We start from the raw sequence: 26,787 nt of genomic DNA on the forward strand, positions 1-26,787 counted from the left end.
CACTGACACTCCGTACGCCTTTTGTCGCCATGACCCGACACATGGTCGACCGATTCCGTCGCGTAACCAAAAGGCAACAACGGAATCCCTTGTTGGAGACGGGTTGCTCTGTCAGGATCGGCACTCAATTCGAGCTGGAACAACGGAGAGCTTCATGAGCAACCGCTTCCAGGCGCGGGACCGCTACGCGGACGGCGCGCAGTACATCGGCGGGCGGCTGCGGCCCGGCACCTCAGGACGCACGCAGGACATCGTCGACCCGGCCACCGGGGAGACGGTCCACAGCTACGAACTGGCAGCCACCGCCGATGTCGACGCGGCCGTCGCCGCTGCCCGCGATGCCTTCCCCGGCTGGGCGGGCGCCACCCCGGGCGAGCGCTCCGACGCCCTGCACCGCTTCGCCTCCGTCCTCGCGGAGCAGTCCGCCGACTTCGCGTACGCCGAGTCCCTCCAGTGCGGCAAGCCGATCCGGCTCACCACCGAGTTCGACGTCCCGGGCACCGTCGACAACACGGCCTTCTTCGCGGGCGCCGCGCGCCATCTCCAGGGGCAGTCGGCCGGTGAGTACAGCGGTGACCACACCTCGTACGTACGCCGGGAGCCGATCGGAGTCGTCGGCTCCATCGCTCCCTGGAACTACCCGCTCCAGATGGCTGCCTGGAAGGTCCTCCCGGCCATCGCCGCGGGCAACACCATCGTCCTCAAGCCCGCCGAGATCACCCCGCTGACCTCGCTGATGTTCGCCGAGGCCGCCAAGGCGGCCGGGATCCCCGACGGCGTGGTCAACATCGTCAACGGAGCGGGCAAGGACGCGGGCGAGCATCTCGTCGGGCACCCCGATGTCGCCATGACCTCCTTCACCGGTTCCACCCCCGTCGGCAAGCGCGTCGCCGAGATCGCCACCGCCACCGTCAAGCGCCTGCATCTGGAGCTCGGCGGCAAGGCCCCCTTCGTGGTCTTCGACGACGCCGACCTGGAGGCCGCGATCCACGGCGCCGTCGCCGGCTCGCTGATCAACTCCGGCCAGGACTGCACGGCCGCCACCCGCGCCTATGTGCAGCGGCCGCTGTACGACGCCTTCGTCAGCGGTGTCGCCGATCTGATGGCGGGCGTCCGCCTCGGTGACCCCCTCGACCCCGCCACCGACCTCGGCCCGCTCGTCTCGCACCTCCAGCGCGACCGCGTCGCGGGCTTCGTCGACCGGGCCCGCGCCTACGCCACGGTTGTCACCGGCGGCGAAGCCCCGGGCGGTGACCTGGAGAAGGGCGCCTACTACCGGCCCACCCTCGTCGCCGGCGCAGCCCAGGACAGCGAGATCGTCCAGTCCGAGATCTTCGGTCCGGTCCTCGTCGTCCTCCCCTTCGACTCCGACGACGAAGGCATCGCGCTGGCCAACGACACCCCCTACGGCCTCGCCGCCTCCGCCTGGAGCCGCGACGTGTTCCGCGCGAACCGCGCCACCCGCGAGATCAAGGCGGGGTGCGTCTGGGTCAACGACCACATTCCGATCATCAGCGAGATGCCTCATGGCGGATACAAGGCCTCTGGCTTCGGAAAGGACATGTCGGCGTACTCCTTCGAGGAGTACACGCAGGTCAAGCACGTGATGTTCGACAACACCGCGGTAGCCAGGAAGGACTGGCACCGCACCATCTTCGGGGACCGATAGCCAGCCCAGCGCCGCTCGACCGGCGGCACCATCCCGAAAGGGCACAGCGCATGGATCAGCACGAGCCGGACGTCCTGTCCGCAGCCCAACTGGCGGCGATGCGACGCAGCATCACCAGCGGCCGGGGCGCCCTCACCCGCCGTTCGATGCTGCGCGCCGGTGGTATAGGCGCGCTCACCGTCGGCGGCCTCGCCTCCCTGAGCGCCTGCGGCATCCCGCCCGCGAAGCGCGAGGGAGAGGGAGCGGCCTCGGACGACCACTCCAGTGCGGAGAAGCGGATCAGCTTCTCCAACTGGACCGAGTACATGGACGTCAGCGAGGACGAGAAGCACCGTCCCACGCTGGAGCAGTTCACCAAGCGGACCGGTATCAAGGTCAAGTACACCGAAGACATCAACGACAACGTCGAGTTCTTCGGAAAGATCCAGCCGCAGCTCGCCGCGGGCCAGGACACCGGCCGCGACCTGATTTGCGTCACCGACTGGCTGGCCGCGCGGATGATCCGGCTCGGCTGGGTGCAGAAGCTCGACGCCTCGCTGCTGCCGCACGCGTACGCCAATCTCTCCCCCCAGTTCCGCAGCCCCGACTGGGACCCGGGTCGCGCCTACTCCTACCCGTGGACCGGCATTTCGACCGTCATCGCCTACAACGCCAAGGCGACCGGCGGCAAGAAGGTCGACTCCGTCACGCAGCTTCTGGACGACCCCACGCTCAAGGGCCGGGTCGGCTTCCTCACCGAGATGCGTGACTCGGTCGGCATGACCCTGCTCGACATGGGCAAAGACCCGGCCAAGGTCAATGACGCCGACTACGACGCGGCGATCGGCCGGCTCCAGAAGGGCGTCGACAAGAAGCAGATCCGGCGCTTCACGGGCAACGACTACACCTCGGACCTGGACAAGGGCGATATCGCCGCCTGTCTCGCCTGGGCCGGTGACCTCATTCAGCTCCAGGTCGACAACCCCGACATCAAGTTCTCGATCCCGGCGGCCGGTTACATGACCTCCTCCGACAATCTGCTGGTCCCGGCCAACGCCAGGCACCAGAAGAACGCCACCCGGCTGATCGACTACTACTACGAGCTTCCCGTCGCCGCCCAGCTCGCCGCGTACATCAACTATGTGTGCCCGGTCGAGGGCGTCGCCGCCGAACTCACCAAGATCGACAAGTCGCTTGCCGAGAACACGCTGATCCTCCCGGACAAGGCCATGGCCGCCAAGTCCCACGCCTTCCGCTCGCTCAGCAGCGCGGAGGAGAAGGCGTACGAAGAGAAGTTCGCCAAGCTCATCGGCGCCTGATCTGCCCCCCTGCTCCCCTCGACACCACTGGGACCGCGACCCATGACTGAAAAGACAGAGGGCGGCGACGTCCGCCTCTCCGGGATCAGCAAGACCTTCGGCAGCTTCACGGCCGTCCATCCGCTCGATCTGACCATCCCGCAGGGCTCGTTCTTCGCCCTGCTCGGCGCTTCCGGCTGCGGAAAGACCACCACCCTGCGGATGATCGCCGGTCTTGAGGACCCGAGCACCGGAACGGTGTTCCTCGGCGACAAGGACGTCACCGGCCTGCCGCCGTACAAACGCCCCGTCAACACCGTCTTCCAGAGCTATGCGCTCTTCCCGCACCTCGACATCTACGAGAACGTCGCCTTCGGACTGCGCAGGCGCGGCATCAAGTCGGTGAAGAAGCAGGTCGGCGACATGCTCGACCTCGTCGAGCTCGGCGACTTCGCCAAGCGCAAGCCGCACCAGCTCTCCGGCGGCCAGCAGCAGCGCGTCGCCGTGGCCCGCGCGCTCATCAACCACCCCCAGGTGCTGCTCCTCGACGAGCCCCTCGGCGCCCTCGACCTCAAGCTGCGCCGCCAGATGCAGCTGGAGCTCAAGCGCATCCAGACCGAGGTCGGCATCACCTTCGTGCATGTCACCCACGACCAGGAGGAGGCCATGACCATGGCCGACACGGTCGCGGTCATGAGCGGCGGACGGGTCGAGCAGCTCGGCGCGCCCGCCGAGCTCTACGAAAACCCGCAGACCACCTTTGTCGCCAACTTCCTGGGCACCTCCAACCTCATCGAGGCCGAGGTCGCGTCCAACAGCGGCGGCGAGGTCATCGTCACGGCCGCCGACGCCAAGCTGCGGCTGCCCGCCCAGCGCTGCGCCACCCAGCCTCGCACCGGCGGGAAGCTGCTGGTCGGCGTGCGCCCGGAGAAGATATCGCTGGCGCACGCGGACGACGCGGGCACGATCAACGACGGCCGCAACCGGTTCACCGGCACGATCGCCGACTCCAGCTTCATCGGCGTCTCCACGCAGTTCGTCATCGACAGCCCGGTGTGCCCGGAGCTTGAGGTGTACGTACAGAACATCGAGCGGGACCCGCGCCTGGTACCCGGCGCCCAGGTCGTCCTGCACTGGAACCCGGAGCACACCTTCGGTCTCGACGCCGCACAGGACATCGACGCCGGTGTGGAGACGGTGGAGGAGACGCCATGACCGTCACCGAGGCACCGCCCGCCTCGCCCGCCGTCGAGCCGGTCGTCCACAAACCGTCCGTACGCCGCAAGCTCGTCCCGTACTGGCTGCTGCTGCCCGGAATCCTCTGGCTGATCATCTTCTTCGCGCTGCCGCTGGTCTACCAGGCCTCGACATCCGTGCAGACGGGCTCCCTCGAAGGGGGCTTCAAGGTCACCTGGCACTTCCAGACCTACTGGGACGCGCTGACCGAGTACTACCCGCAGTTCCTGCGCTCGGTGCTCTACGCCGGTACGGCCACGATTCTGTGTCTGCTGCTCGGCTACCCGCTCGCGTATCTGATCGCGTTCAAGGCGGGCCGCTGGCGCAACCTGCTGCTGGTGCTGGTCATCGCACCGTTCTTCACCAGCTTCCTGATCCGTACGCTCGCCTGGAAGACGATCCTCGCGGACGGCGGCCCGGTGGTGAACGTGCTGGACAGCGTCGGCTTCCTGGACGTCACCGGCTGGCTCGGCATGACCGAGGGCAACCGGCTGCTCGCCACCCCGCTCGCGGTGGTCTGCGGTCTGACGTACAACTTCCTGCCTTTCATGATCCTGCCGCTGTACACCTCGCTGGAGCGGATCGACCCGCGGCTCCACGAGGCGGCGGGGGACCTGTACGCGAAGGGGTCCACCACCTTCCGCAAGGTGACCTTCCCGCTGTCCATGCCCGGTGTCGTCTCCGGCACCCTGCTGACCTTCATCCCGGCCAGCGGTGACTACGTGAATGCCGAACTGCTCGGCTCCACCGACACCAAGATGGTCGGCAACGTCATCCAGTCGCAGTTCCTGAGGGTGCTCGACTACCCGACCGCGGCCGCGCTGTCGTTCATTCTCATGGCGGTCGTGCTGATCATGGTCACCGTCTACATCCGCCGGGCCGGAACGGAGGACCTGGTCTGATGCGCTGGATACGGAACAACCTTGTGGTCATCGCGGGGCTGCTCACGCTCGCGTACCTGATCCTGCCGAACATCGTCGTGATGGTGTTCTCGTTCAACAAGCCCGCCGGGCGGTTCAACTACTCCTGGCAGGAGTTCTCCACCGACGCCTGGAAGGACCCGTGCGGAGTCGCCGACATGTGCGGCTCGCTCTCCCTGTCCCTCCAGCTCGCGCTGTGGGCCACCATCGGCGCGACCGTCCTCGGCTCGATGATCGCCTTCGCGCTGGTCCGCTACCGCTTCCGGGCGCGTGGCGCGGTCAACTCGCTGATCTTCCTGCCGATGGCGATGCCCGAGGTCGTCATGGCCGCATCCCTGCTCACGCTGTTCCTCAACCTGGGCGCGGAGCTGGGCTTCTGGACCATCCTCATCGCGCACACCATGTTCTGCCTCAGCTTCGTGGTGGTCGCGGTCAAGGCGCGTGTGCTGTCGATGGACCCGCGCCTCGAGGAGGCCGCGCGCGACCTGTACGCGGGACCTGTGCAGACCTTCGTACGGGTCACGCTGCCGATCGCCGCTCCTGGCATCGCGGCCGGCGCGATGCTTGCCTTCGCGCTCTCGTTCGACGACTTCATCATCACCAACTTCAACTCGGGCAACACCGTCACCTTCCCCATGTTCGTGTGGGGATCGGCGCAGCGCGGCACGCCCGTCCAGATCAATGTCATCGGCACAGCGATGTTCGCCATCGCCGTGCTGATCGTGGCCGGTGGCCAGATCATCAGCGGCAGGCGGAAGAACAGCGCCCTGTCCAAGTAGCTCCGAAGGAGTGGAAACCATGGCCCCAGCTGCCATGACCTTTGCCTCATCACTCTCCGACGCCCAGCCCGTCTCCTATTGGCTGGACGACCCCGCGAAGCCCGGCGCGCTGCCGGCACTGACCGGCGACGAGCACTGCGACCTCCTCGTCGTCGGCGGCGGATACAGCGGACTGTGGACCGCGCTGCTCGCCAAGGAGCGCGACCCCGGGCGGAACGTCGTACTGATCGAGGGGCGCGAGGTGGGCTGGGCCGCCTCGGGCCGCAACGGCGGCTTCTGTGCCGCATCGCTCACCCACGGCCTCGGCAACGGACTCGCCCGCTGGCCCGGGGACATGGCGAAGCTGGAGGAGCTCGGCGGCCGCAATCTCGACGCCATCGAGGCGGCGGTCGCCACGTACTCCATCGACTGCGACTTCGAGCGCACCGGTGAGATCGACGTCGCCACCGAGCCCCACCAGGCCGAAGAGCTCCGGGAGATGTACGAGGAGGCGACACGGCTCGGCTTCACCGGGCTCGAACTCCTCGACCAGGACGCGGTACGGGCCGAGGTGAACTCCCCGACCTTCCTCGGCGGCCTGTGGGACCGGCGGGGTGTCGCGATGCTGCATCCGGCCAAGCTCGCCTGGGGTCTCAAGCAGGCCTGCCTCGACCTCGGCGTGCGGATCTACGAGAACACCAGCGGGCAGCAACTCGCCGCGTCCGGCGCGGGGATGGCGGTCCGCACCCCCTACGGCCGGGTCTTCGCACGCCAGGTCGCGCTCGGCACGAACGTCTTCCCGTCCCTGGTCAAGCGGGTACGCGCGTACACCGTCCCGGTCTACGACTACGCCCTGATGACCGAACCGCTCAGCCCGGAGCAGCTCGCCGCGATCGGCTGGAAGCGCCGGCAGGGACTGGGCGACAGCGCGAACCAGTTCCACTACTTCCGGATCACCGCCGACCACCGCATCCTCTGGGGCGGCTACGACGCGATCTATCCGTACGGCGGCAGGGTCAGTGCCGAGATGGACCACCGGCCCGAGACCTATCTGAAGCTCGCCGACCACTTCTTCCGCTGCTTCCCGCAGCTGGAGGGGCTGCGCTTCAGCCATGCCTGGGGCGGTGCGATCGACACCTGTTCGCGCTTCTCGGCCTTCTTCGGAACCGCGCACGGCGGCAAGGTCGCCTACGCGGCCGGGTACACGGGTCTGGGCGTCGGCGCGACCCGCTTCGGCGCGGATGTCATGCTCGATCTGCTCTCCGGGCAGCCGACCGAGCGCACGGAGCTGGAGATGGTGCGCAGCAAGCCGCTGCCGTTCCCGCCGGAGCCCGTCGCCTGGGCCGGTATCGGTCTCACCAAATGGGCGCTGGCCAGGGCGGACGCCAATGGCGGCCGCCGCAATATGTGGCTGAAGGCGATGGACAGGCTCGGCCTCGGCTTCGACAGCTAAAGCGATCGCACGTTTTCGCCACGCCCCGGGCATGGGGGAGTGAGGGGAGCCGGGCGCTGCCAGAGGTCTTGACAACGTTGATTGGTCTGGACCATGTTGAGCGCGCTCCCACTCAATCCCCCCATGCCCGGAGGCAGTTGTGGACCGCACCAGACTTCCGGCTGCCCTCGCGGCGGCCGCCCTCGCCATCAGCGGACTCGTTGCCACGGCGGCCTCGGCCGGGGCGGCAGACACCGAACTCGCGCGCAACGGCGGCTTCGAGACGGGTCTCGACGGCTGGAGCTGCACGGCGGGCAGCGGCGCCGTCGTCAACTCGCCTGTCCACGGCGGCGGTTCCGCGCTCAAGGCCACGCCCGCGGGCAGCGACAACGCCAAGTGCAGCCAGACCGTCACCGTCAAGCCCAACTCCGACTACACGCTCAGCGGCTGGGTCCAGGGCAGCTATGTCTACCTCGGCGCCTCCGGCACCGGCACGAGTGACGTCTCCACCTGGACGGCGTCGGCGCCGAGCTGGCAGAAGCTCTCGACGACCTTCCGCACCGGCGCCTCGACCACCTCGGTGACCATCTACACCCACGGCTGGTACGGCACCCCCGCCTACGGCGCCGACGACCTCTCCCTGCTCGGCCCGGGCGGCGACCCGGTCCAGACACCGGCCGCCCCCACCGGCCTGACCGCCGGATCCCCCGGCTCCACCTCGGTCCCGCTGAGCTGGTCCCCGGTCTCCGGCGCCACCGGCTACAACGTCTACCGCGGCGGCGCCAAGGTCCTGTCCGCCAGCGGGACTTCGGCCACCGTCACCGGGCTCGCCCCCTCCACCTCGTACAGCTTCGAGGTCACCGCGACGAACAGTGCGGGAGAGTCCCCGAAGTCCGCCGCCGTCAGCGCGACGACCACCAGCGGCGGCAACCCGGGCACCGGCCTCCCGGCCCATGCCCTTGTCGGCTATCTGCACGCCAGCTTCGCCAACGGCTCCGGCTACACACGCATGGCGGACGTGCCCGACTCCTGGGATGTCATCAACCTCGCCTTCGGCGAACCGACCTCCGTCACTTCGGGCGACATACGCTTCAGCCTCTGCCCGGCCTCCGAGTGCCCGAACGTCGAGTCCCTCGCCGACTTCAAGGCCGCCGTCAAGGCCAAGCAGGCCGCGGGCAAGAAGGTCCTGATCTCCATCGGCGGCGCCAACGGCCAGGTGCAGCTCAGCACCGCGGCCGCCCGCGACACCTTCGTCTCCTCGGTCTCGAAAATCATCGACGAGTACGGACTCGACGGCCTGGACATCGACTTCGAGGGCCACTCGCTGTCGCTGAACACCGGCGACACGGACTTCCGCTCCCCGACCTCCCCGGTGATCGTCAATCTGATCTCGGCGGTCAAGACCCTCAAGGCGAAGTACGGCTCCGGCTTCATGCTCACCATGGCCCCGGAGACCTTCTTCGTACAACTGGGCTACCAGTACTACGGTTCGGGCCCCTGGGGCGGCCAGGACCCGAGGGCGGGCGCCTACCTGCCGGTCATCCACGCCCTGCGCGACGACCTCACGCTGCTGCACGTCCAGGACTACAACTCGGGCTCGATCATGGGCCTCGACAACCAGTACCACTCGATGGGCGGCGCGGACTTCCACATCGCCATGACCGACATGCTGCTGACCGGCTTCCCGGTCGCCGGCGACACCACCAGGGTCTTCCCGGCCCTGCGCCCCGAGCAGGTGGCGATCGGACTGCCCGCCTCCACCCAGGCGGGCAACGGCCACACCGTGCCCGCCGAGGTGAACAAGGCGCTGGACTGCCTGACGAAGAAGGTGAGTTGCGGCTCGTACCAGACCCATGGCAGCTGGCCGTCGCTGCGCGGCCTGATGACCTGGTCGGTCAACTGGGACCGCTACAACCAGTGGGAGTTCGCGAAGAACTTCGACGCCTACCCATGGAGCTGATCAGCAGCAGCGCCCCGCCCAGGCAGCAACTGGCCAGCACATCGAGGGGCCAGTGGTAGCCGCGCAGCATCAGGCCGATGCCCGTCGCCACCGTCAGCAGGACGGCGACGGGCATCAGTCGCACCGATACGAGCAGCGCAGCGCCGAAGTAGGCGACCACCGCGGTCGCCGTGTGGCCCGACGGGTAGAAGCCAACCGCCTCGGTGAGCGGGCCCTGACGGTCGATCAGCGCCTTCAGCGGGACGACGAGCACGGGAACGGCGGCCATGGTGAGCGCGGCGTACAGGGCCTCGGTCCCGCGGCGCTGCCGCAGGGCGTACCCGATCGCCACGGCCAGGACCGGAAGCGCGACCTGCATGCTGCCGAGGTCTGCGAGCCGATCGGCCAGTGCCTGGGGGCCGCGGCCGGCGATCCTGAGTTCGACGCGTTCGTCCAGGGACCGCAGTGGCCCGTGGGCGGCCACCTGCCAGGTGATCAGCGTGAAGAGAGCGACGCACAGCGTCAGAAGCGTCCGAAGCGCCGGAAAAAGAGAAGCCGGCCGCCTCGGAACAGGGGGGGTGGTTCCGAGCCGGCCGGCCGGACCGGTGTGCCGCGCGCCCCGGGGGGTTTGGGGCGGGCGGCCATCCGATCGGTGAGGAGTTCCGGAGCCAGAGGCTCCAGTGGTGTGCGCGAGGGCACGACCAGGTCGGGGCTGGGGAGGCTCCGCCCTGGAGTCGCCCGCAGTCCCCTGCGAGCGGGGTGTTTCTCTCATCTGCAGAAACCGTACGGCAGGCGCAGGGTCACCGACAGGCGGATCTCCATCCCGCCATCGGCCCCCCACAGAGTCTTCACAGGCCCCGACCGTTACCGCCGGTCAGACCCCCGTCAGACGCCGGCGAAGGCCTGCTCGATGATGTCCAGACCCTCGTTGAGCAGGTCCTCGCCGATCACCAGCGGGGGCAGGAAGCGCAGCACGTTGCCGTACGTGCCACAGGTGAGGACGAGCAGACCCTCGGCGTGGCAGGCCTTGGCGAGCGCGGCGGTCGCTTCCGGGTTCGGCTCCTTGGTGTCCCGGTCCTTGACCAGCTCGATCGCGATCATTGCGCCGCGGCCGCGGATGTCGCCGATGATGTCGAACTTCTCGGCCATCGCGGCGAGGCGGCCCTTCATGACCTGCTCGATGTGCTTGGCCCTGCCGTTGAGGTCGAGCTCCTTCATGGTCTCGATGGCGCCGAGGGCACCGGCACAGGCGACCGGGTTGCCGCCGTACGTACCACCGAGGCCGCCCGCGTGCGGGGCGTCCATGATCTCGGCGCGGCCCGTGACCGCGGCGAGCGGCAGACCGCCCGCGATGCCCTTGGCCGTGGTGATCAGGTCGGGAACGATGCCCTCGTCCTCACAGGCGAACCACTGGCCGGTGCGGCAGAAGCCGGACTGGATCTCGTCCGCGACGAAGACGATCCCGTTGTCCTTCGCGAACTGCGCGATCGCGGGCAGGAAGCCCTTGGCCGGCTCGATGAAGCCGCCCTCGCCGAGGACCGGCTCGATGATGATCGCGGCGACGTTGTCGGCGCCGACCTGCTTGTTGATCATGTCGATGGCCTGGGCGGACGCCTCGGCACCGGCGTTCTCGGCACCCGTCGGCCAGCGGTAGCCGTACGCCACGGGCACCCGGTAGACCTCGGGCGCGAACGGCCCGAAGCCCTGCTTGTACGGCATGTTCTTGGCGGTCAGCGCCATCGTGAGGTTCGTGCGGCCGTGGTAGCCGTGGTCGAAGACGACGACCGCCTGGCGCTTGGTGTAGGCGCGGGCGATCTTGACGGCGTTCTCGACGGCCTCGGCGCCGGAGTTGAACAGCGCGGACTTCTTCGCGTGGTCACCCGGGGTCAGCTCGGCGAGGGCCTCGGCGACCTCCACGTACCCCTCGTAGGGCGTGACCATGAAACAGGTGTGGGTGAAGTCCGCGAGCTGCGCGGATGCACGGCGTACGACGGCCTCGGCGGAGGCGCCGACCGAGGTTACGGCGATACCGGAACCGAAGTCGATGAGGCGGTTGCCGTCCACGTCCTCGATGACACCGCCGCCGGCGCGGGCGGTGAAGACGGGCAGCACGGACCCCACACCGCCGGCGACCGCGGCGGTACGGCGGGCCTGCAGCTCGATCGACTTCGGCCCGGGAATGGCGGTGACGACGCGGCGCTCCTGCGGGATTGCGGTCATGAGGGGCTCCTGGGGGTGCTTTGGACGCTACGTGTTCTCTTTCTCCGCAGGCTAGGCGCGGGGGAGGGGGGCGGGCATGCGCCGTTCGGGAGTGTTGGGGGTGTGTCGTTGTCCGCGCCGGACATAGGCGTAGTCCGCCCCGGACCCCGGCGAGGAGCGCGCGGGGCGGTGCGAACCGGTGCTGTGTCTTCCCGGGGGGCGACCCCCGGACCCCCGGGAGACCGCACAGGGCGGGGCGAACCTGTGAACTACCCGCGGCGGGCACTAGATTGACGGGTGCACAGAGCGGGCCTGGCTGGTCAGGGGGCAGCGGTTCATGGATTCCGAAGGCACATTCGACGCGCGCGGCACACGGTCCAACCCGGTGCCACGGCCCGCGCGGCCACCCGTCGCGCCCGGGATCCCGGCCATCCCCGGCCACGCCCCGACCACCCGCCCCGCCGTCGCCGAGTGGCTGCGCACCCCCCGCCCGGCCGCCGAGCCCGGTGTCTGGCGGCTCGGCCACCGGGCCAGGCCCGAGGAGGAGCCCGAGCTCGTTCCGGCCCGGCGGCTCTTCGCCGGCGCCCTCGTCGCGCTGCTCAGCGGCTGGCTGCTGTGGTCACTGCTGTGGAACGGCTACCTAGGCCGCTACTGGATCTGGCCACTACTCGTCCTGACCCCCGACTCCTGGCGTTCCGACCCGCCCGTCTGGGCGACCGCCAGCTATGTCTACTACGCCATCGTCGGCGGCGCCCTGCTGGTGTTCTTCGGCCGGATCGGCCATGTGCCGGAGATCTGGCAGCGCTACGTGCTCCGCAGCGACAAGCCGGTCACCGCCCCGCCGCCGCGCCCCGATGCCGACCCCGCCGACTGGCCCGACCTGCGCTCCGCGGGCCTCCTCGACGCCGCGCAGAGCCTTACCGATGCCACCCGCTCGGGCGCGCTCGGCGATGTCGACTACGCACGGATCCGGCGCGCGTGGCAGGGCGTCCATGCCCGCCCGGACCGGCTCGCCGCCTTCACCGACACGGTGCGCAAGCACGGCGCTGCCGCATGCGCGCACCCCTCCGGCCTGCGCGACCTGCCCGTACGCACCGCCACCCACGATCTGGCCACCGCCCAGGTCAAGATCGGCACCGCCGTCGACGACGAGCGCAACCCCTATGCCCGCCGCACCACCGGCGTCGCGCTGGAACCCGCGCTTCTCGGGACCTCGCTGCTCGCCGTCGGGCCCTCCGGGTCCGGCAAGAGCGTGCGGCTCGTGCGGCCCGTCGTCGAGTCCATGTGTCTGCTCGCGCTCGCCAACCGCGCTGCCGTCGTCGCCGTCACGGCCTACGGCACCGGGCTCGCCCCCGACGACGCCTTCGACCTCGTCATCGGTGTCGGCCAGCCCGACTCCACGCATGACCTCGACCTCTACGGCGGCGCCGAGGACCCCGACGAGGCCGCCCGTGTGCTCGCCGAGGCTCTGGTCGGGGATCTCGCCGCCACCCTGCCCGGCGGCGACAGCAGACGCGCCGCCACCGCGCTGGCGCAGCTGATCGGGCCCTACCAGTGCGTGCACGGCCACTTCCCGGCCGTACCCGAACTGCGTGAGCTGCTCGGTGGCGCGCCCACTGCCGTGGGCGTACTGCGCACCGCGCTGGAGGCCGCCGGGGAGGCGGCCCAGCTGCGTGAACTGGACGCCCGCGAACGGCAGTCGGCCCGCGCCGACGACATCGGCGTCCTGCTCGCCGAACGCATCGCCTTCCTGGACCGGCCCGCGTTCGCGGAGTTCTTCCGCACCGACGGCGGCGGGCGGCAGTTCTCGCTGCGGGCCATCGAGCACCCGCTGCGGGTCCGTATCGACCTGCCCGAGCGCGGGCACGCCGAGGCCTCGCGGATCGTGGCGCGCCTGGTGCTCGCCCAGTTCAACGAGGCCGCGCTGACCCGCTCGGACCGCTCGCTCTTCGCATGTCTCGTCCTCGACGACGCGACGTACACCGTGACCGCCGACTCGGTGCGCGCGGTCCAGCGCCTGCGCTCAGCCAACGCCGGTGTCGTGTTCGCGCTGCGCACCCTGGAGGACGTGCCGGAGCCGCTTCGCGGCGCGCTGCTCGGCGCGGTCGGCTGCCGGATGGCGTTCGCCGGGCTCGCGCCCTGGGACGGCGGCCGGTTCGCCGAGGCCTGGGGCACCGAGTGGGTGCAGACCAGAGACGTCACCAACCGGCAGATCATCTCCGACGAGCCCCTGACCAAGGCGCTGCACATGATGCGCCGCCTGGTGACCGGCAAGGCGGCCACGGCCGAGGCGGTCACGGTCCGCGAGGTCGAGCGGGCTCGCTGGTCCGCCTCCGACCTGGCACACGCCGTGCCCGCCGGGCATGCGGTGCTCTCGCTGACGACCGTACGGGGCGAGCACGCACCGCCGCTTCTGGTGGATCTGAGGACCTGAGCAGATCCCCGTACCAGGACCTGAGCAGATCCCCGTACTGCTACGCCCTGGCAGAATCGAGGTAGGCCGTTCATACGGGACGGCGAAATCACCCGCATGTCTGCCTCTGCACCTCTGCTCGAAGGGCCCCCGGTCCCCATGCCGCCCACGCTCGCCTCGCTCGTCCAGCACTCGGCGCTCAAACTCACCGTGCGCGCCGGGGAGGACCGGCTGGAGACGCCTGTGCGCTGGGCGCATGTCAGTGAACTCGCCGACCCCGTGCCGTACATGGAGGGTGGCGAGCTGCTGCTGGTGACGGCGATGACCCTGGACGCCGAGGACCGCGATGCCATGCGGCGCTACGTACGCAGGCTGGTGGGCGCCGGTGTCGTCGGGCTCGGCTTCGCGGTCGGCGTGTACTACGAGGACATCCCGGACGCGCTGGTCGAGGCCGCGAAGGAGGAGGACCTGCCGCTGCTCGCCGTACCGCGTCGCACGCCCTTCCTCGCCATCAGCAAGGCGGTCTCGGCGGCGATCGCGGCCGACCAGTACCGCGCGGTGACGGCCGGTTTCGAGGCCCAGCGGGAGCTGACGCGGGCCGCGCTCGCCGAAGGCCCGGGGGCCGTCGTGGCCCGGCTCGCCGCGACCGTGGACGGCTGGGCCGCGCTGTACGACGCGTCCGGTGCCGTCGTCGCCGCGGCTCCCGAATGGGCGGCCCGCCGGGCAGCGCGGCTCACCGCCGACGTGGAGCGGCTGCGCGAGCGGCCCGCACCCGCCAGCGCGGTGGTAGGCGACACCGACGACGACCGGGTCGAACTGCAGTCGCTGGGCAGCGGACGGCGGGTCCGCGGCGCGCTGGCCGTCGGCACCGGAGCCCCGCTCGGCACCGCCGAGCGCTATGCCGTGCACTCCGCCGTCGCCCTGCTGACCCTCACCACGGAGCGCTCGCGCTCGCTACAGGCCGCCGAACAGCGCCTCGGGGCCGCGGTGCTGCGCATGCTGCTCTCCGGCCAGCAGGACCATGCCCGCGCGGTCGCCGGGGACCTGTACGGCGGACTGCTCGACGCGCCCTTCCGGCTGCTGATCGCCGAGCTCGCGGGCGAGCCGGACCCCGCCGCCGAGGACCCGCTGCCGGCCTTCGCCGAATCGCTGGAGGCCGCGGCGTCCCGGGCCCCCGAGCCCCTGCTCGTCGTCCCCGACGTCGACGGCCGTCTCGTGGTGCTGGCCGCGGACGGCGGCGCGGTCGTCGCGGCCTGCACCGCGGCGTACGCCGACAAGGAGGCCGAGGACGCCGAGGTGGTCGTCGGGCTCTCGGCACCGACCGGGCCGATCGCCGCCGCCGGCGCGTACAAACAGGCCGAACAGGCGCTCTCGGTGGCCCGGCGCCGCGGCCGCGCCCTCGTCGAGCACGAGGAGCTGGCCGCCGGATCCATCCTGCCGCTGCTCGCGGACGACGCCGTGCGTGCCTTCGCCGACGGCATGCTGCGCGCGCTGTACGAGCACGACGCGACCGGCAGGGGCGATCTGGTCGCCTCGCTGCGCGCCTGGCTCTCGCGGCACGGCCAGTGGGACGCGGCAGCCGCCGACCTCGGAGTCCACCGCCATACGCTGCGCTACCGGATGCGCCGGGTCGAGGAGATCCTGGGCCGCTCGCTGGACGACCCGGACGTACGTATGGAGCTGTGGCTGGCGCTGAAGACGACGGCGGGCCCGGCGACCGAATAATCGGCGGGCGCCATTGATTCTTCCGATTTCGTGCCCGAAGTCGGGCAAAATCATTGGAACTTGCTGGCCGAAGTGCCTAAAGTCCTGCCTCGTGGCCACCAACTCCAGCACCCCCGAGGCAGGCGCTTCCCCCTCGGACACCCCACCGCCCGACCTGTCCGACGCCCTCGTGGCGGCCGAACCCCGCCGCCGGATATCCGGAGCCGTATGGGGCGCGCTCGCCATCGTGTACGTGGTCTGGGGCTCCACCTACCTCGGTATCCGGGTCGTCGTGGAGACCATGCCGCCCTTCCTCTCCGCCGGGGCCCGCTTCATCGTCGCCGGGCTGATCCTCGCCGGGCTCGTGGCCTGGCGGCAGGGGACGGCGGCTCTCAAGGTCACCCGGGTCCAGCTCGTATCCACGGCCGTGGTCGGCCTGCTGCTCCTGCTCGGCGGCAACGGCATGGTCGTACTCGCCGAGACCTCAGTGCCCTCCGGCCTCGCCGCCCTGCTGATCGCCGTCGTTCCCGCCTGGGTGGTCGTGCTGCGCAGGGCCTTCGGCGAGCGGCCCGGTCTCGGCGCCTATCTGGGCGTGCTGCTCGGGCTGGCGGGCCTGGCCGTGCTGACTCTGCCCGGCCTCAGCGGTGACGTGCGCCTGTGGGGCGTCCTCACCGTGATCGTGGCGACCGTCATGTGGTCGGTGGGCTCCTTCTCCTCCTCGCGTATCCCGATGCCCGCCAATCCCTTCGCGGCCAGTGCGTACGAGATGGTCGCGGGCGGCATCGGCTGTCTGCTGGTGGGCCTCGGCCGGGGCGAGCAGTACGGCTTCGCCCTCGACGAGGTCTCCGGCCGCTCCTGGACCGCGCTCGGCTATCTCGTCGTCTTCGGCTCGGTCGTCGCGTTCACGGCGTACGCCTGGCTGCTGCACTCCGCGCCGCTGTCCCTGGTCGCGACGTACGCGTACGTCAACCCGGTGGTCGCCGTCCTCCTCGGCGCGCTGATCCTGAACGAGCAGCTGACCTGGCCGATCGCCCTCGGCGGTGCGGTCGTCGTGGCGGGGGTCTTCCTGATCGTTTCGACGGAACGCCGCCGCTAGTTTCCAACCGGGCCGGCGATTGAGGCCCGGTGCCGTGTCACCCCCTCGCGGTTCGCCCGCGAAACACCCACCGGACGGCCACCGCCAACGCCCCCGGCCCACGCTCACCACGACCCCGGTGACTAGCCAAAGCGGCGGACACGCCGCGCCCACCACTCCACCCCGGACAAACGCCGACTCGCCCTCCCGCCCCTACCGTGGGGCAGAGACACCCCATCTATTTCGGAAGGGCCGGGACATGACCTCCACCCACGCCTTCTGGCTCGCCGGCCGCGAGGCCACCGGCGAGACCGCCCTCGACGTCACCTCCCCCTGGGACGGGCGCCTCGTCGGCCAGGTCTCGGTCCCGACCGAGGCCCAGATCGAGGAGGCCGTGGCCGCCGCGCACGCCGTGCGGGACGAGTTCGCGGCCACCCCGGCCCATGTACGCGCCACCGCACTCGACCATGTGTCGCGCCGGCTCGCGGAGCGCACCGAGGAGATCGCGCAGCTGATCTCCGCCGAGAACGGCAAGCCGGTCAAGTGGGCCCGCGGTGAGGTCGGCCGTGCCGTCTCCGTCTTCCGCTTCGCCGCCGAAGAGGCCCGCCGCTTCAACGGCGGCGAGGCCCAGCGCCTCGACACCGACGCCGGCGGCCAGGGCCGTCTCGCGCTCACCCGCCGCTTCCCCAAGGGTGTCGTCCTCGGTATCGCGCCGTTCAACTTCCCGCTGAACCTCTGCGCCCACAAGATCGCCCCGGCGATCGCGGTCGGCGTGCCGATCATCCTCAAGCCCGCCCCGGCGACCCCCCTCTCCGGCCTGATCATCGGCGAACTGCTCGCCGAGACCGAGCTGCCCGCGGGCTCCTGGTCGGTGCTTCCGGTCCCGAACGACCAGATGCCCGCCCTCGTCCAGGACGAGCGCCTTCCGGTCATCTCCTTCACCGGCTCCGACAAGGTCGGTTACGCGATCATGGACTCGGTGCCGCGCAAGCACTGCACCCTGGAGCTGGGCGGCAACGGCGCGGCCGTCGTCCTCGGCGACTTCGCGTCCGAGCAGGACCTGGACTGGGCGGCGACCCGTATCGCCACCTTCTCCAACTACCAGGGCGGCCAGTCCTGCATCTCCGTGCAGCGCGTGATCGCCGACGCCACGGTGTACGACCGGCTGCTGCCGAAGATCGTCGCGGCCGTCGAGGCCCAGGTCACCGGCGACCCGTCCGACAGCGCCACCGACGTCGGCCCGCTGGTCAGCGAGGACGCCGCCAAGCGCGTCGAGTCCTGGGTGGACGAGGCCGTGCAGGCGGGCGCGAAGCTGCTCGCGGGCGGCAAGCGCGACGGCGCCTCCTACGCGCCGACCGTCCTCACCGACGTCCCCGAGGACACCACGCTGGCCTGCGAGGAGGTCTTCGGACCGGTCCTGACGGTCCGGAAGGTCGACGGGGAGGCCGAGGCCTTCGCCGCGGTCAACGACTCCAAGTACGGCCTGCAGGCGGGTGTGTTCACGCACGACGTGCAGACCGCATTCCGCGCCCACCGTGCGCTCGAGGTCGGCGGCGTGATCATCGGCGACGTCCCCTCGTACCGCGCGGACCAGATGCCGTACGGCGGCGCCAAGCAGTCCGGCGTGGGCCGCGAGGGCGTGCGCTACGCGATGGACGACTACACCTACGAGCGGGTGCTGGTCCTCACGGGCCTCGCGCTGTAACCGCGCGCTGCAACCCTGCGCGTCACGGCCGACGGCCGGAGCCCACTGTGCGGGGGCTCCGGCCGTTGCCGTTTTCTCCCGCACTTCCCTCCACTGCGGTACGCGGACTGGTGGAGAGGGCAGGAATCGGGTACTACGGACGAGTAGCACCGGTCGGTAGAGCGTGTGTGCCCCGGCCGACGCCCCGGAAGCCCCGACTCGCGGCGAGGTGAGCCTCATGTCCGCACCACTCGACACGACACAGACTCCGAAGGTCAGTGAGCGCGAAGCGCGACAGGTCGCCGAGGCCGCGCGCGAAAAGGACTGGCGCAAGCCAAGCTTCGCCAAAGAGCTCTTCCTCGGCCGCTTTCGCCTCGATCTGATCCATCCGCACCCGCTGCCCGCGGACGAGGACACCCGGCGTGGCGAGGCCTTCCTCGCCAAGCTGCGCGACTTCTGCGAGACGAAGATCGACGGGGCGCTGATCGAGCGCGAGGCGCGGATCCCCGACGAGGTGATCAACGGACTCAAGGAACTCGGCGCGCTCGGCATGAAGATCGACCCGAAGTACGGGGGCCTTGGCCTGACCCAGGTGTACTACAACAAGGCGCTGGCCCTCGCCGGTTCCGCCAGCCCCGCCATCGGCGTGCTGCTCTCCGCGCACCAGTCGATCGGCGTACCGCAGCCCCTGAAGATGTTCGGCACGCCCGAACAGAAGGAGCGGTTTCTGCCGCGCTGCGCCCGCACCGACATCTCCGCCTTCCTGCTCACCGAGCCGGACGTCGGCTCCGACCCGGCACGCCTGGCGACCACGGCCTTGCCCGACGGGGACTCGTACGTCCTCGACGGCGTCAAGCTCTGGACCACCAACGGCGTCGTCGCCGACCTGCTCGTCGTCATGGCCAGGGTGCCGAAGAGCGAGGGCCACAAGGGCGGCATCACCGCCTTTGTCGTCGAGGCCGCCTCGGAGGGCATCACCGTCGAGAACCGCAACTCCTTCATGGGGCTGCGCGGCATCGAGAACGGCGTAACCCGCTTCCACCAGGTCCGGGTCCCCGCGGAGAACCGCATCGGCTCCGAGGGCGCTGGCCTGAAGATCGCCCTCACCACGCTCAACACCGGCCGCCTCTCGCTGCCCGCCTCCTGTGTAGCGGCCGGAAAGTGGGCCCTGAAAATCTCCCGGGAGTGGTCCGTCGCGCGCGAGCAGTGGGGCAAGCCGATCGCCAAGCACGAGGCCGTCGGCTCGAAGATCTCCTTCATTGCGGCGACCACCTTCGCCCTGGAGGCGGTGCTCGACCTGTCCAGTCAGATGGCTGACGAGGACCGCAACGACATCCGTATCGAAGGCGCGCTGGCCAAGCTCTTCGCCTCCGAGATGGGCTGGGTCATGGCGGACGAGCTGGTCCAGATCCGGGGCGGCCGCGGCTTTGAGACGGCGGACTCCCTCGCGGCCCGCGGCGAACGGGCCGTGCCCGCCGAGCAGATCCTGCGCGACCTGCGCATCAATCGCATCTTCGAGGGCTCTACCGAGATCATGCATCTGCTGATCGCCCGAGAGGCGGTCGACGCACACCTCAAGGTTGCGGGCGACCTGATCGACCCGGACAAGTCGCTCGGCGACAAGGCCAAGGCCGGCGCCCACGCAACCGCCTTCTACGCCCGCTGGCTGCCCAAACTGGTCGCAGGACCGGGTCAACTCCCGCGTACGTACAGCGAGTTCCACCCGGCGGGCCATGCGGATCTCTCCGGCCATCTGCGCTACGTCGAACGCTCGGCCCGCAAGCTTGCCCGCTCCACCTTCTACGCCATGTCCCGCTGGCAGGGCAGGATGGAGACCAAGCAGGGCTTCCTCGGCCGCATCGTCGACATCGGCGCGGAACTCTTCGCGATGAGCGCGGCGTGCGTACGCGCGGAGCTGCTGCGCGGGAGCGAGGACCACGGCCGCGCGGCGTACCAACTGGCCGACGTCTTCTGCCGCCAGGCCCGGATCCGCATTGAGGAGCTCTTCACGCGCCTGTGGTCCAACACCGACGATCTGGACCGCAAGGTAGTCGACGGCGTGCTGTCCGGCTCGTACACCTGGCTGGAACAGGGCATCGTCGACCCCAGCGGCGAGGGCCCCTGGATCGCCGACGCGACGCCCGGCGCGTCCGAACGCACCAACCTCCACCGTCCGATCCGCTGATTGCTCGACCGCTCCGGCGCCCCTGCCCCACAATCGACCTCTGATCAGGGATCACGGTCAACACGGAAACGGGGCAGGGATGTTCGGGGCGGGGAATCGAAGTGGCCTAGGGACGGCCGCCTTTGTGGCGGTCGTCCTCGGCGGTATCGGCGCCTGCGACGGCGCCAAGGAGAAGAAGTCCGACGACAAGCCCCCTGCCGCCGCCCCCGCCGCCCTGACCGAGGCGCAACTCAAGGCCGTTTCCTTCACCGAGGGCGAGAAGGTCGGCGCATACACCGCATCCGAGTACACCCTCGGCGGGCCGCTCGGGGAGGACTACACCGCCGATCCCGCCGTCTGCCAGCCCCTCGTCAGCCTCGCCAGGGGCGCCACCGCCCATGACCCCGCCGCTGAGGTCAACCGTGAGGTCGACGTACCCGGACAGATGGGCGGACTCAGCGTTGCCGTGCAGCTGCGGTCGTACGAGAAGGGCCGGGCCACCGCCGTCATGAAGGCCCTGGCCACCGCGGGAACCTCGTGCGCCGAGGGCTACATCGAGGAGCGTGCACTCGCCAGGGCGAAGGTCCTCACCGTGCAGCCCGTCAAGGCCCCCGCCTTCGGGGACGAGGCCAGGGCGTACCGCTTCACCGTCCTGGATGTGAAGGGGAAGCTGAAGCTGTACGAGTACCTGACCGTCGTCCGCTCCGGCTCGACCACCCTGTCCTTCCGCGCCGAGTTCCTCGGTACCAAGGACATCGGGAAGGTGCCCGAAGAGGTCATGAACGCCCAGTGGGAGAAGTTCGCTGCGGGCGCGAAGAGCGGCGCATAGGGACGCACTGTCCAGTCGGACAGCAGTTGCGGCCACAATGGGGTCATGAGCGACAGCCCATCCCCCCTCGCCGACCCGCATCTCGCCTTCGACGCGACCGAAGGCCGCCGCGACATCGTCGTCCTCGGCTCCACCGGGTCCATCGGCACCCAGGCCATCGACCTGGTTCTGCGCAACCCCGACCGCTTCCGCGTCACCGCGCTCTCCGCCGCCGGCGGGCGGGTCGGACTCCTCGCCGAGCAGGCGCGGCAGTTGCGGGTCGACACGGTCGCGGTGGCCCGCGAGGACGTGGTGCCCGCACTGCGCGAGGCGCTGGCCGAGCAGTACGGCTCCGAACCCGTACCCGAGATCCTGGCGGGCGCCGACGCCGCCACCCAGCTCGCCGCGTCCGCCTGCCACACCGTGCTCAACGGCATCACCGGCTCCATCGGCCTCGCGCCCACCCTCGCCGCCCTCGAAGCGGGCCGCACCCTCGCCCTCGCCAACAAGGAGTCGCTCATCGTGGGCGGGCCGCTGGTCAAGGCGCTCGCCAAGCCCGGCCAGATCATCCCCGTCGACTCCGAGCACGCCGCCCTCTTCCAGGCGCTGGCGGCCGGGACGAGAGCCGATGTGCGCAAGCTCGTGGTGACGGCCTCCGGCGGCCCCTTCCGCGGCCGTACCCGCGCCGAGCTGGCCGATGTCACTCCCAAGGACGCCCTCGCGCACCCCACCTGGGCGATGGGCCCGGTCATCACCGTCAACAGCGCGACGCTGGTCAACAAGGGTCTTGAGGTCATCGAGGCGCATCTCCTCTACGACATCCCCTTCGAGCGCATCGAGGTTGTCGTCCACCCCCAGTCCTATGTCCACTCCATGGTGGAATTCTCGGACGGCTCCACCCTCGCCCAGGCCACCCCGCCCGATATGCGCGGCCCGATCGCCATTGGCATCGGCTGGCCCGAGCGGGTCCCCGACGCCGCGCCCGCATTCGACTGGACCAAGGCCTCGACCTGGGAGTTCTTCCCGCTCGACACCGAGGCCTTCCCCTCGGTGGGACTCGCCAGGCACGTGGGGGAACTGGGCGGAACAGCCCCGGCGGTGTTCAATGCCGCGAACGAGGAGTGCGTGGACGCTTTCCTCGCCGGGCGGCTGCCGTTCAACGGAATCATGGATACGGTCACCGAAGTCGTCACCGAACACGGTGTGCCCGCCAGGGGAACTCCGCTCACGGTGGCGGACGTCCTGGAAGCGGAGACCTGGGCCCGGGCACGGGCGCGGGAACTGGCAGTGAAGGCGACAGCGGAGGCTCGCGCATGACGATTCTGTTGACGGTTATCGGCATAGCTCTCTTTGCTGTGGGCCTGCTGATCTCCATCGCCTGGCACGAGCTCGGCCATCTTTCGACGGCGAAACTCTTCGGCATCCGGGTGCCCCAGTACATGGTCGGCTTCGGCCCGACCATCTGGTCCCGGCACAAGGGCGAGACGGAGTACGGGATCAAGGCCATCCCGGCAGGCGGCTACATCCGCATGATCGGGATGTTCCCGCCCGGCGACGACGGCCGGATCGAGTCGCGGTCCACCTCGCCGTTCCGCAGCATGATCGAGGACGCCCGATCGGCGGCCTTCGAGGAGCTCAAGCCCGGCGACGAGAACCGTCTCTTCTACACGCGCAAGCCCTGGAAGCGCGTGATCGTGATGTTCGCGGGACCGTTCATGAATCTGGTCCTCGCCGTCGCGATCTTCCTCGGCGTCGCGATGGCGTACGGCTTCGCCACCCAGACCACCGAGGTCGCGGGCGTACAGAAGTGCGTCATCTCGCAGAGCGAGGACCGTGACACCTGCAAGAAGGGCGACCCCGTCTCGCCCGCCCAGGCCGCCGGTCTGAAGGTGGGCGACAAGATCGTCGCCTTCAACGGAGAGCCCGTCGCCGACTGGACCACGCTGTCCAACCACATCCGCGAGACGATCGGCCCGGCCGACATCACCGTCGAGCGGGACGGCAAGCAGCAGGTCCTCAAGGCCACGCTCGCCAAGAACCTGGTGGTCAGGAAGGACGCGGACGGAGAGCCCGTTCCCGAGGACTTCGTCGAGGCCGGCTATCTCGGCTTCGCGGCGCGGACCGAGATCCTGCCGCTCTCCTTCACCGACTCCGTGGACCGCATGGGCGACATGCTCGAGAACGGCGTCGAGTCCATCGTCGCGCTGCCGTCCAAGATCCCCGACCTGTGGAACGCGACGTTCTCGGACGGCGAGCGCAAGGCCGACTCCCCGGTCGGCGTGGTCGGCGCGGCCCGCATCAGCGGTGAGGTGCTGAACCTGGACGTCCCGACGCAGAGCATCATCGCGACGTTCATGATGCTGCTCGCGGGCTTCAACCTCTCCCTGTTCCTGTTCAACATGCTGCCCCTGCTGCCGCTGGACGGCGGACATATCGCGGGAGCTGTGTGGGAGTCCGTACGCCGCAACATCGCCAAGGTGTTCCGGCGCCCCGACCCGGGTCCCTTCGACGTCGCCAAGCTGATGCCGGTCGCCTATGTGGTGGCGGGAATCTTCATCTGCTTCACCCTGCTCGTGCTGGTCGCCGACATCGTCAATCCGGTCAAAATCAGCTGAATGAACCCTTTGGTGACGGCCGGACACCCTTTGTGTCCGGCCTTCACCTTTGTGTGGCGTTTCCCTTGCGATGTGCTCCGGTCAACCTCCGTGCCGTAATCTCGGAGCCTGGAGCCCGCCGATCTCGGGACCTCGATCCACACCTTGGGGTTGCACAGCAGATGACTGCAATTTCTCTCGGAATGCCGTCCGTTCCGACGAAGCTCGCCGACCGGAGGGTCAGTCGCAAGATCCAGGTCGGCTCCGTGGCCGTCGGCGGTGACGCGCCCGTGTCCGTGCAGTCGATGACGACGACCCGGACCTCCGACATCGGCGCGACGCTGCAGCAGATCGCCGAGCTCACCGCGTCCGGCTGCCAGATCGTACGGGTCGCCTGCCCCACCCAGGACGACGCGGACGCGCTCGCCACCATCGCGCGGAAGTCCCAGATCCCCGTTATCGCGGACATCCACTTCCAGCCGAAGTACGTCTTCGCCGCGATCGACGCGGGCTGCGCCGCGGTCCGGGTCAACCCGGGCAACATCAAGCAGTTCGACGACAAGGTCAAGGAGATCGCCAAGGCGGCGGGCGAGGCCGGCACCCCGATCCGTATCGGCGTCAACGCGGGCTCGCTGGACGCCCGGCTGCTGAAGAAGTACGGCAAGGCAACCCCCGAGGCGCTCGTCGAGTCCGCCCTGTGGGAGGCGTCCCTCTTCGAGGAGCACGGCTTCCGCGACATCAAGATCTCGGTCAAGCACAACGACCCGGTCGTCATGGTCAACGCCTACCGGCAGCTCGCCGCCCAGTGCGACTACCCCCTCCACCTCGGCGTCACCGAGGCCGGACCGGCCTTCCAGGGCACCATCAAGTCGGCCGTCGCCTTCGGCGCGCTGCTCTCCGAGGGCATCGGCGACACCATCCGGGTCTCGCTCTCCGCCCCGCCCGCCGAAGAGGTCAAGGTCGGCATCCAGATCCTGGAGTCCCTCAACCTCAAGCAGCGCCGTCTGGAGATCGTCTCCTGCCCGTCCTGCGGCCGCGCCCAGGTCGACGTCTACAAGCTCGCGGACGAGGTCAGCGCCGGCCTGGAGGGCATGGAGGTGCCGCTGCGCGTCGCCGTCATGGGCTGCGTCGTCAACGGCCCGGGCGAGGCCCGCGAAGCCGACCTCGGCGTCGCCTCCGGCAATGGCAAGGGCCAGATCTTCGTCAAGGGCGAGGTCATCAAGACCGTCCCCGAGTCGAAGATCGTCGAGACGCTCATCGAAGAGGCGCTGAAGATCGCCGACCAGATGGAGAAGGACGGCGTCCTGTCGGGCGAGCCCGAGGTCTCCGTCAGCTGACAGCAACGTACGGGCCCCGTTGTACGCCCCAGCGCGTTCAGCGGGGCCCTGTGCTGAGCTCGGCAGGCCCTGGACCTGCCAGGTACAGTTCGGAGATCAGCAGACCGTATGGTGAGGCCCCCTCGTGTTGACGCAGACCACCACCCGGGTCCTCGACCCCAGTGACCTCGGCGCAGCGCTCGCCATCCTCGAGAGCGAGCCTGTCGCCAACGCCTTCATCACGTCGCGCGTCCAGGTCGCCGGACTCGACCCGTGGCGCCTGGGCGGCGAGATGTGGGGCTGGTACGCCGACGGGCGGCTGCGCTCGCTGTGCTACTCCGGCGCCAACCTCGTCCCCATCTGTGCCACCCCCGAGGCCGTGCGCGCCTTCGCCGACCGTGCGCGCAGAGCCGGCCGCCGCTGCTCCTCCATCGTCGGCCCCGCCGAGCCCACCTCCCGGCTGTGGCGGCTGCTGGAGCCGAGCTGGGGCCCCGCCAGGGACGTACGCGGCAACCAGCCGCTGATGGTCACCCAGCAGATTCCCCAGGGCATCGAGCCCGACCCGTACGTCCGCCGGATCCGCAAGGACGAGATGGAAGTGATCATGCCGGCCTGCGTGGCGATGTTCACCGAGGAGGTCGGCATCTCGCCGATGGCCGGCGACGGCGGACTGCTCTACCAGGCCCGCGTCGCCGAACTCGTCGGCGCCGGACGGTCGTTCGCCCGCATCGACGACGGCCAGGTCGTCTTCAAGGCCGAGATCGGCGCGGCCACCAGCGAGGCCTGCCAGATCCAAGGCGTCTGGGTGGCACCGGAGTTCCGCGGCCGCGGACTGTCCGAGACCGGCATGGCGGCCGTGCTGCGCTACGCCCTCGCGGACGTCGCCCCGGTCGTCAGCCTCTACGTCAACGACTACAACACCGCAGCCAGAGCGGCATACCGCAGGGTCGGCTTCAGCGAGGTCGGCGCCTTCATGAGCGTGCTGTTCTGACCTCGAGCCGCGCAAAGTAGGGTTCGCGCATGGCAGCACTCTCAGGCGGTGGACCGCAGACCCCCAGCGTCGTCGTGGCCCCGGTCGATCTCTCCGCGCGGATCGACGAAGCCCTCGCGGTGCAGGCCCTCGCCTTCGGGCTCAGCGACGACGAGGTCGAGGTGCGCCGCCATATCGTCTACCGGCATCTCCTCCACCCCGGCGCGCGTGCGCTGGGCGCGCAGACGGAGACGGGACGACTCGTCGGCTTCGTGTACGGCATGCCCAACAGCCGCACCCACTGGTGGTCCACCGTCGTCGAGCCGTATCTGCGCCGCAACGGCACCGACAACTGGCTCGACGACTCCTTCGTGATCACAGAGCTGCATGTCCACCCCGGCTTCCAGGGGCGAGGCATCGGCCGCTCGCTGATCACCACGATCACCGACAGCGTCGAGCAGCCGCGCTCGATCCTCTCCGCGATCGACATCGAGAGCCCGGCCCGCGGCCTCTACCGCGCGCTCGGCTACCAGGACCTTGCACGCCAGGTGATGTTCCCCAGTGCACCCAGTCCGTACGCGGTGATGGGCGCCCCGCTGCCGCTGGTGCGCGACAACTGATTTCCGCCT

Annotated in this window: 20 protein-coding genes; 18 read left to right on the forward strand and 2 right to left on the reverse strand. The window is 69.8% G+C overall.

From position 1 onward, the window contains the following. The first annotated feature begins 154 nt into the window (after positions 1 to 154). From OG741_RS28715 to OG741_RS28745, 7 genes are all read left to right on the forward strand, one after another. The gene (locus OG741_RS28715; protein ID WP_405602646.1) at positions 155 to 1,669 is read left to right on the forward strand and encodes a gamma-aminobutyraldehyde dehydrogenase; all 1,515 of its coding nucleotides are present in this window, start codon (positions 155 to 157) and stop codon (positions 1,667 to 1,669) included. A 50-nt stretch (positions 1,670 to 1,719) separates the two neighbouring features. Further along, complete coding sequence (locus tag OG741_RS28720) at positions 1,720 to 2,967, forward strand: PotD/PotF family extracellular solute-binding protein (protein ID WP_405602648.1); 1,248 nt, start codon at positions 1,720 to 1,722, stop codon at positions 2,965 to 2,967. 42 nt (positions 2,968 to 3,009) lie between these two features. Then, positions 3,010 to 4,161 (forward strand): ABC transporter ATP-binding protein, encoded by a 1,152-nt coding sequence (locus tag OG741_RS28725; protein ID WP_405602650.1) that lies wholly within the window; start codon positions 3,010 to 3,012, stop codon positions 4,159 to 4,161. Further along, positions 4,158 to 5,084, forward strand: a complete 927-nt coding sequence (locus OG741_RS28730; RefSeq protein ID WP_405602652.1) for an ABC transporter permease — start codon at positions 4,158 to 4,160, stop codon at positions 5,082 to 5,084. Before OG741_RS28725 ends, OG741_RS28730 begins: the two co-directional genes overlap by 4 nt. After that, on the forward strand, positions 5,084 to 5,881 hold the full coding sequence (locus OG741_RS28735; RefSeq protein WP_266488929.1) for an ABC transporter permease: 798 nt from the start codon (positions 5,084 to 5,086) through the stop codon (positions 5,879 to 5,881). Before OG741_RS28730 ends, OG741_RS28735 begins: the two co-directional genes overlap by 1 nt. 19 nt (positions 5,882 to 5,900) lie before the next feature. Next, positions 5,901 to 7,313 carry an NAD(P)/FAD-dependent oxidoreductase gene (locus OG741_RS28740; RefSeq protein WP_405602656.1) on the forward strand — a complete coding sequence of 471 codons (1,413 nt, stop codon included), beginning with the start codon at positions 5,901 to 5,903 and terminating at the stop codon, positions 7,311 to 7,313. Positions 7,314 to 7,452: 139 nt separating this feature from the next. Further along, a complete protein-coding gene (locus OG741_RS28745; protein ID WP_405602659.1) occupies positions 7,453 to 9,252 on the forward strand; it encodes a chitinase in 1,800 nt (599 codons plus the stop codon). Here OG741_RS28745 and OG741_RS28750 read toward each other — a convergent pair. Both OG741_RS28750 and gabT read right to left on the reverse strand, forming a co-directional pair. Further along, on the reverse strand, positions 9,188 to 9,715 hold the full coding sequence (locus tag OG741_RS28750) for a phosphatase PAP2 family protein (RefSeq protein ID WP_405602662.1): 528 nt from the start codon (positions 9,713 to 9,715) through the stop codon (positions 9,188 to 9,190). The two genes, OG741_RS28745 and OG741_RS28750, sit on opposite strands and share 65 nt — an antisense overlap. A 401-nt stretch (positions 9,716 to 10,116) precedes the next feature. Further along, entirely contained in the window at positions 10,117 to 11,451 is a 1,335-nt protein-coding gene (gene gabT / locus OG741_RS28755) for a 4-aminobutyrate--2-oxoglutarate transaminase (protein ID WP_405602665.1), read from the reverse strand. Positions 11,452 to 11,767: 316 nt separating this feature from the next. On the opposite strand from gabT, the gene OG741_RS28760 reads away from it, so the two are divergent. From OG741_RS28760 to OG741_RS28810, 11 genes are all read left to right on the forward strand, one after another. After that, positions 11,768 to 13,864, forward strand: a complete 2,097-nt coding sequence (locus OG741_RS28760) for an ATP-binding protein (protein ID WP_405602666.1) — start codon at positions 11,768 to 11,770, stop codon at positions 13,862 to 13,864. A gap of 138 nt (positions 13,865 to 14,002) precedes the next feature. After that, on the forward strand, positions 14,003 to 15,568 hold the full coding sequence (locus tag OG741_RS28765; RefSeq protein ID WP_405605823.1) for a PucR family transcriptional regulator: 1,566 nt from the start codon (positions 14,003 to 14,005) through the stop codon (positions 15,566 to 15,568). Positions 15,569 to 15,737: 169 nt separating this feature from the next. Then, complete coding sequence (locus OG741_RS28770; RefSeq protein ID WP_405605825.1) at positions 15,738 to 16,643, forward strand: EamA family transporter; 906 nt, start codon at positions 15,738 to 15,740, stop codon at positions 16,641 to 16,643. Positions 16,644 to 16,881: 238 nt separating this feature from the next. Beyond that, positions 16,882 to 18,327 carry an aldehyde dehydrogenase family protein gene (locus OG741_RS28775; RefSeq protein ID WP_405602668.1) on the forward strand — a complete coding sequence of 482 codons (1,446 nt, stop codon included), beginning with the start codon at positions 16,882 to 16,884 and terminating at the stop codon, positions 18,325 to 18,327. A gap of 217 nt (positions 18,328 to 18,544) precedes the next feature. Then, positions 18,545 to 20,491: an acyl-CoA dehydrogenase family protein gene (locus OG741_RS28780; protein WP_405602669.1), complete on the forward strand. Its 1,947-nt coding sequence runs from the start codon at positions 18,545 to 18,547 to the stop codon at positions 20,489 to 20,491. 124 nt (positions 20,492 to 20,615) lie between these two features. Next, on the forward strand, positions 20,616 to 21,299 hold the full coding sequence (locus tag OG741_RS28785) for a hypothetical protein (RefSeq protein ID WP_405602671.1): 684 nt from the start codon (positions 20,616 to 20,618) through the stop codon (positions 21,297 to 21,299). A 45-nt stretch (positions 21,300 to 21,344) separates the two neighbouring features. Further along, complete coding sequence (dxr, locus tag OG741_RS28790; protein ID WP_405602673.1) at positions 21,345 to 22,595, forward strand: 1-deoxy-D-xylulose-5-phosphate reductoisomerase; 1,251 nt, start codon at positions 21,345 to 21,347, stop codon at positions 22,593 to 22,595. Further along, on the forward strand, positions 22,592 to 23,893 hold the full coding sequence (locus OG741_RS28795) for a M50 family metallopeptidase (RefSeq protein ID WP_405602674.1): 1,302 nt from the start codon (positions 22,592 to 22,594) through the stop codon (positions 23,891 to 23,893). The genes dxr and OG741_RS28795 overlap by 4 nt, the downstream gene beginning before the upstream one ends. 161 nt (positions 23,894 to 24,054) lie before the next feature. Continuing rightward, positions 24,055 to 25,209 carry a flavodoxin-dependent (E)-4-hydroxy-3-methylbut-2-enyl-diphosphate synthase gene (ispG, locus tag OG741_RS28800; protein WP_405602676.1) on the forward strand — a complete coding sequence of 385 codons (1,155 nt, stop codon included), beginning with the start codon at positions 24,055 to 24,057 and terminating at the stop codon, positions 25,207 to 25,209. 127 nt (positions 25,210 to 25,336) lie between these two features. Continuing rightward, positions 25,337 to 26,179 (forward strand): GNAT family N-acetyltransferase, encoded by an 843-nt coding sequence (locus OG741_RS28805; protein WP_405605827.1) that lies wholly within the window; start codon positions 25,337 to 25,339, stop codon positions 26,177 to 26,179. 29 nt (positions 26,180 to 26,208) lie between these two features. After that, entirely contained in the window at positions 26,209 to 26,778 is a 570-nt protein-coding gene (locus tag OG741_RS28810) for a GNAT family N-acetyltransferase (protein WP_405602677.1), read from the forward strand. Positions 26,779 to 26,787 lie beyond the last annotated feature (9 nt).

Source organism: Streptomyces sp. NBC_01410, assembly GCF_045040195.1.
GTDB lineage: Bacteria > Actinomycetota > Actinomycetes > Streptomycetales > Streptomycetaceae > Streptomyces.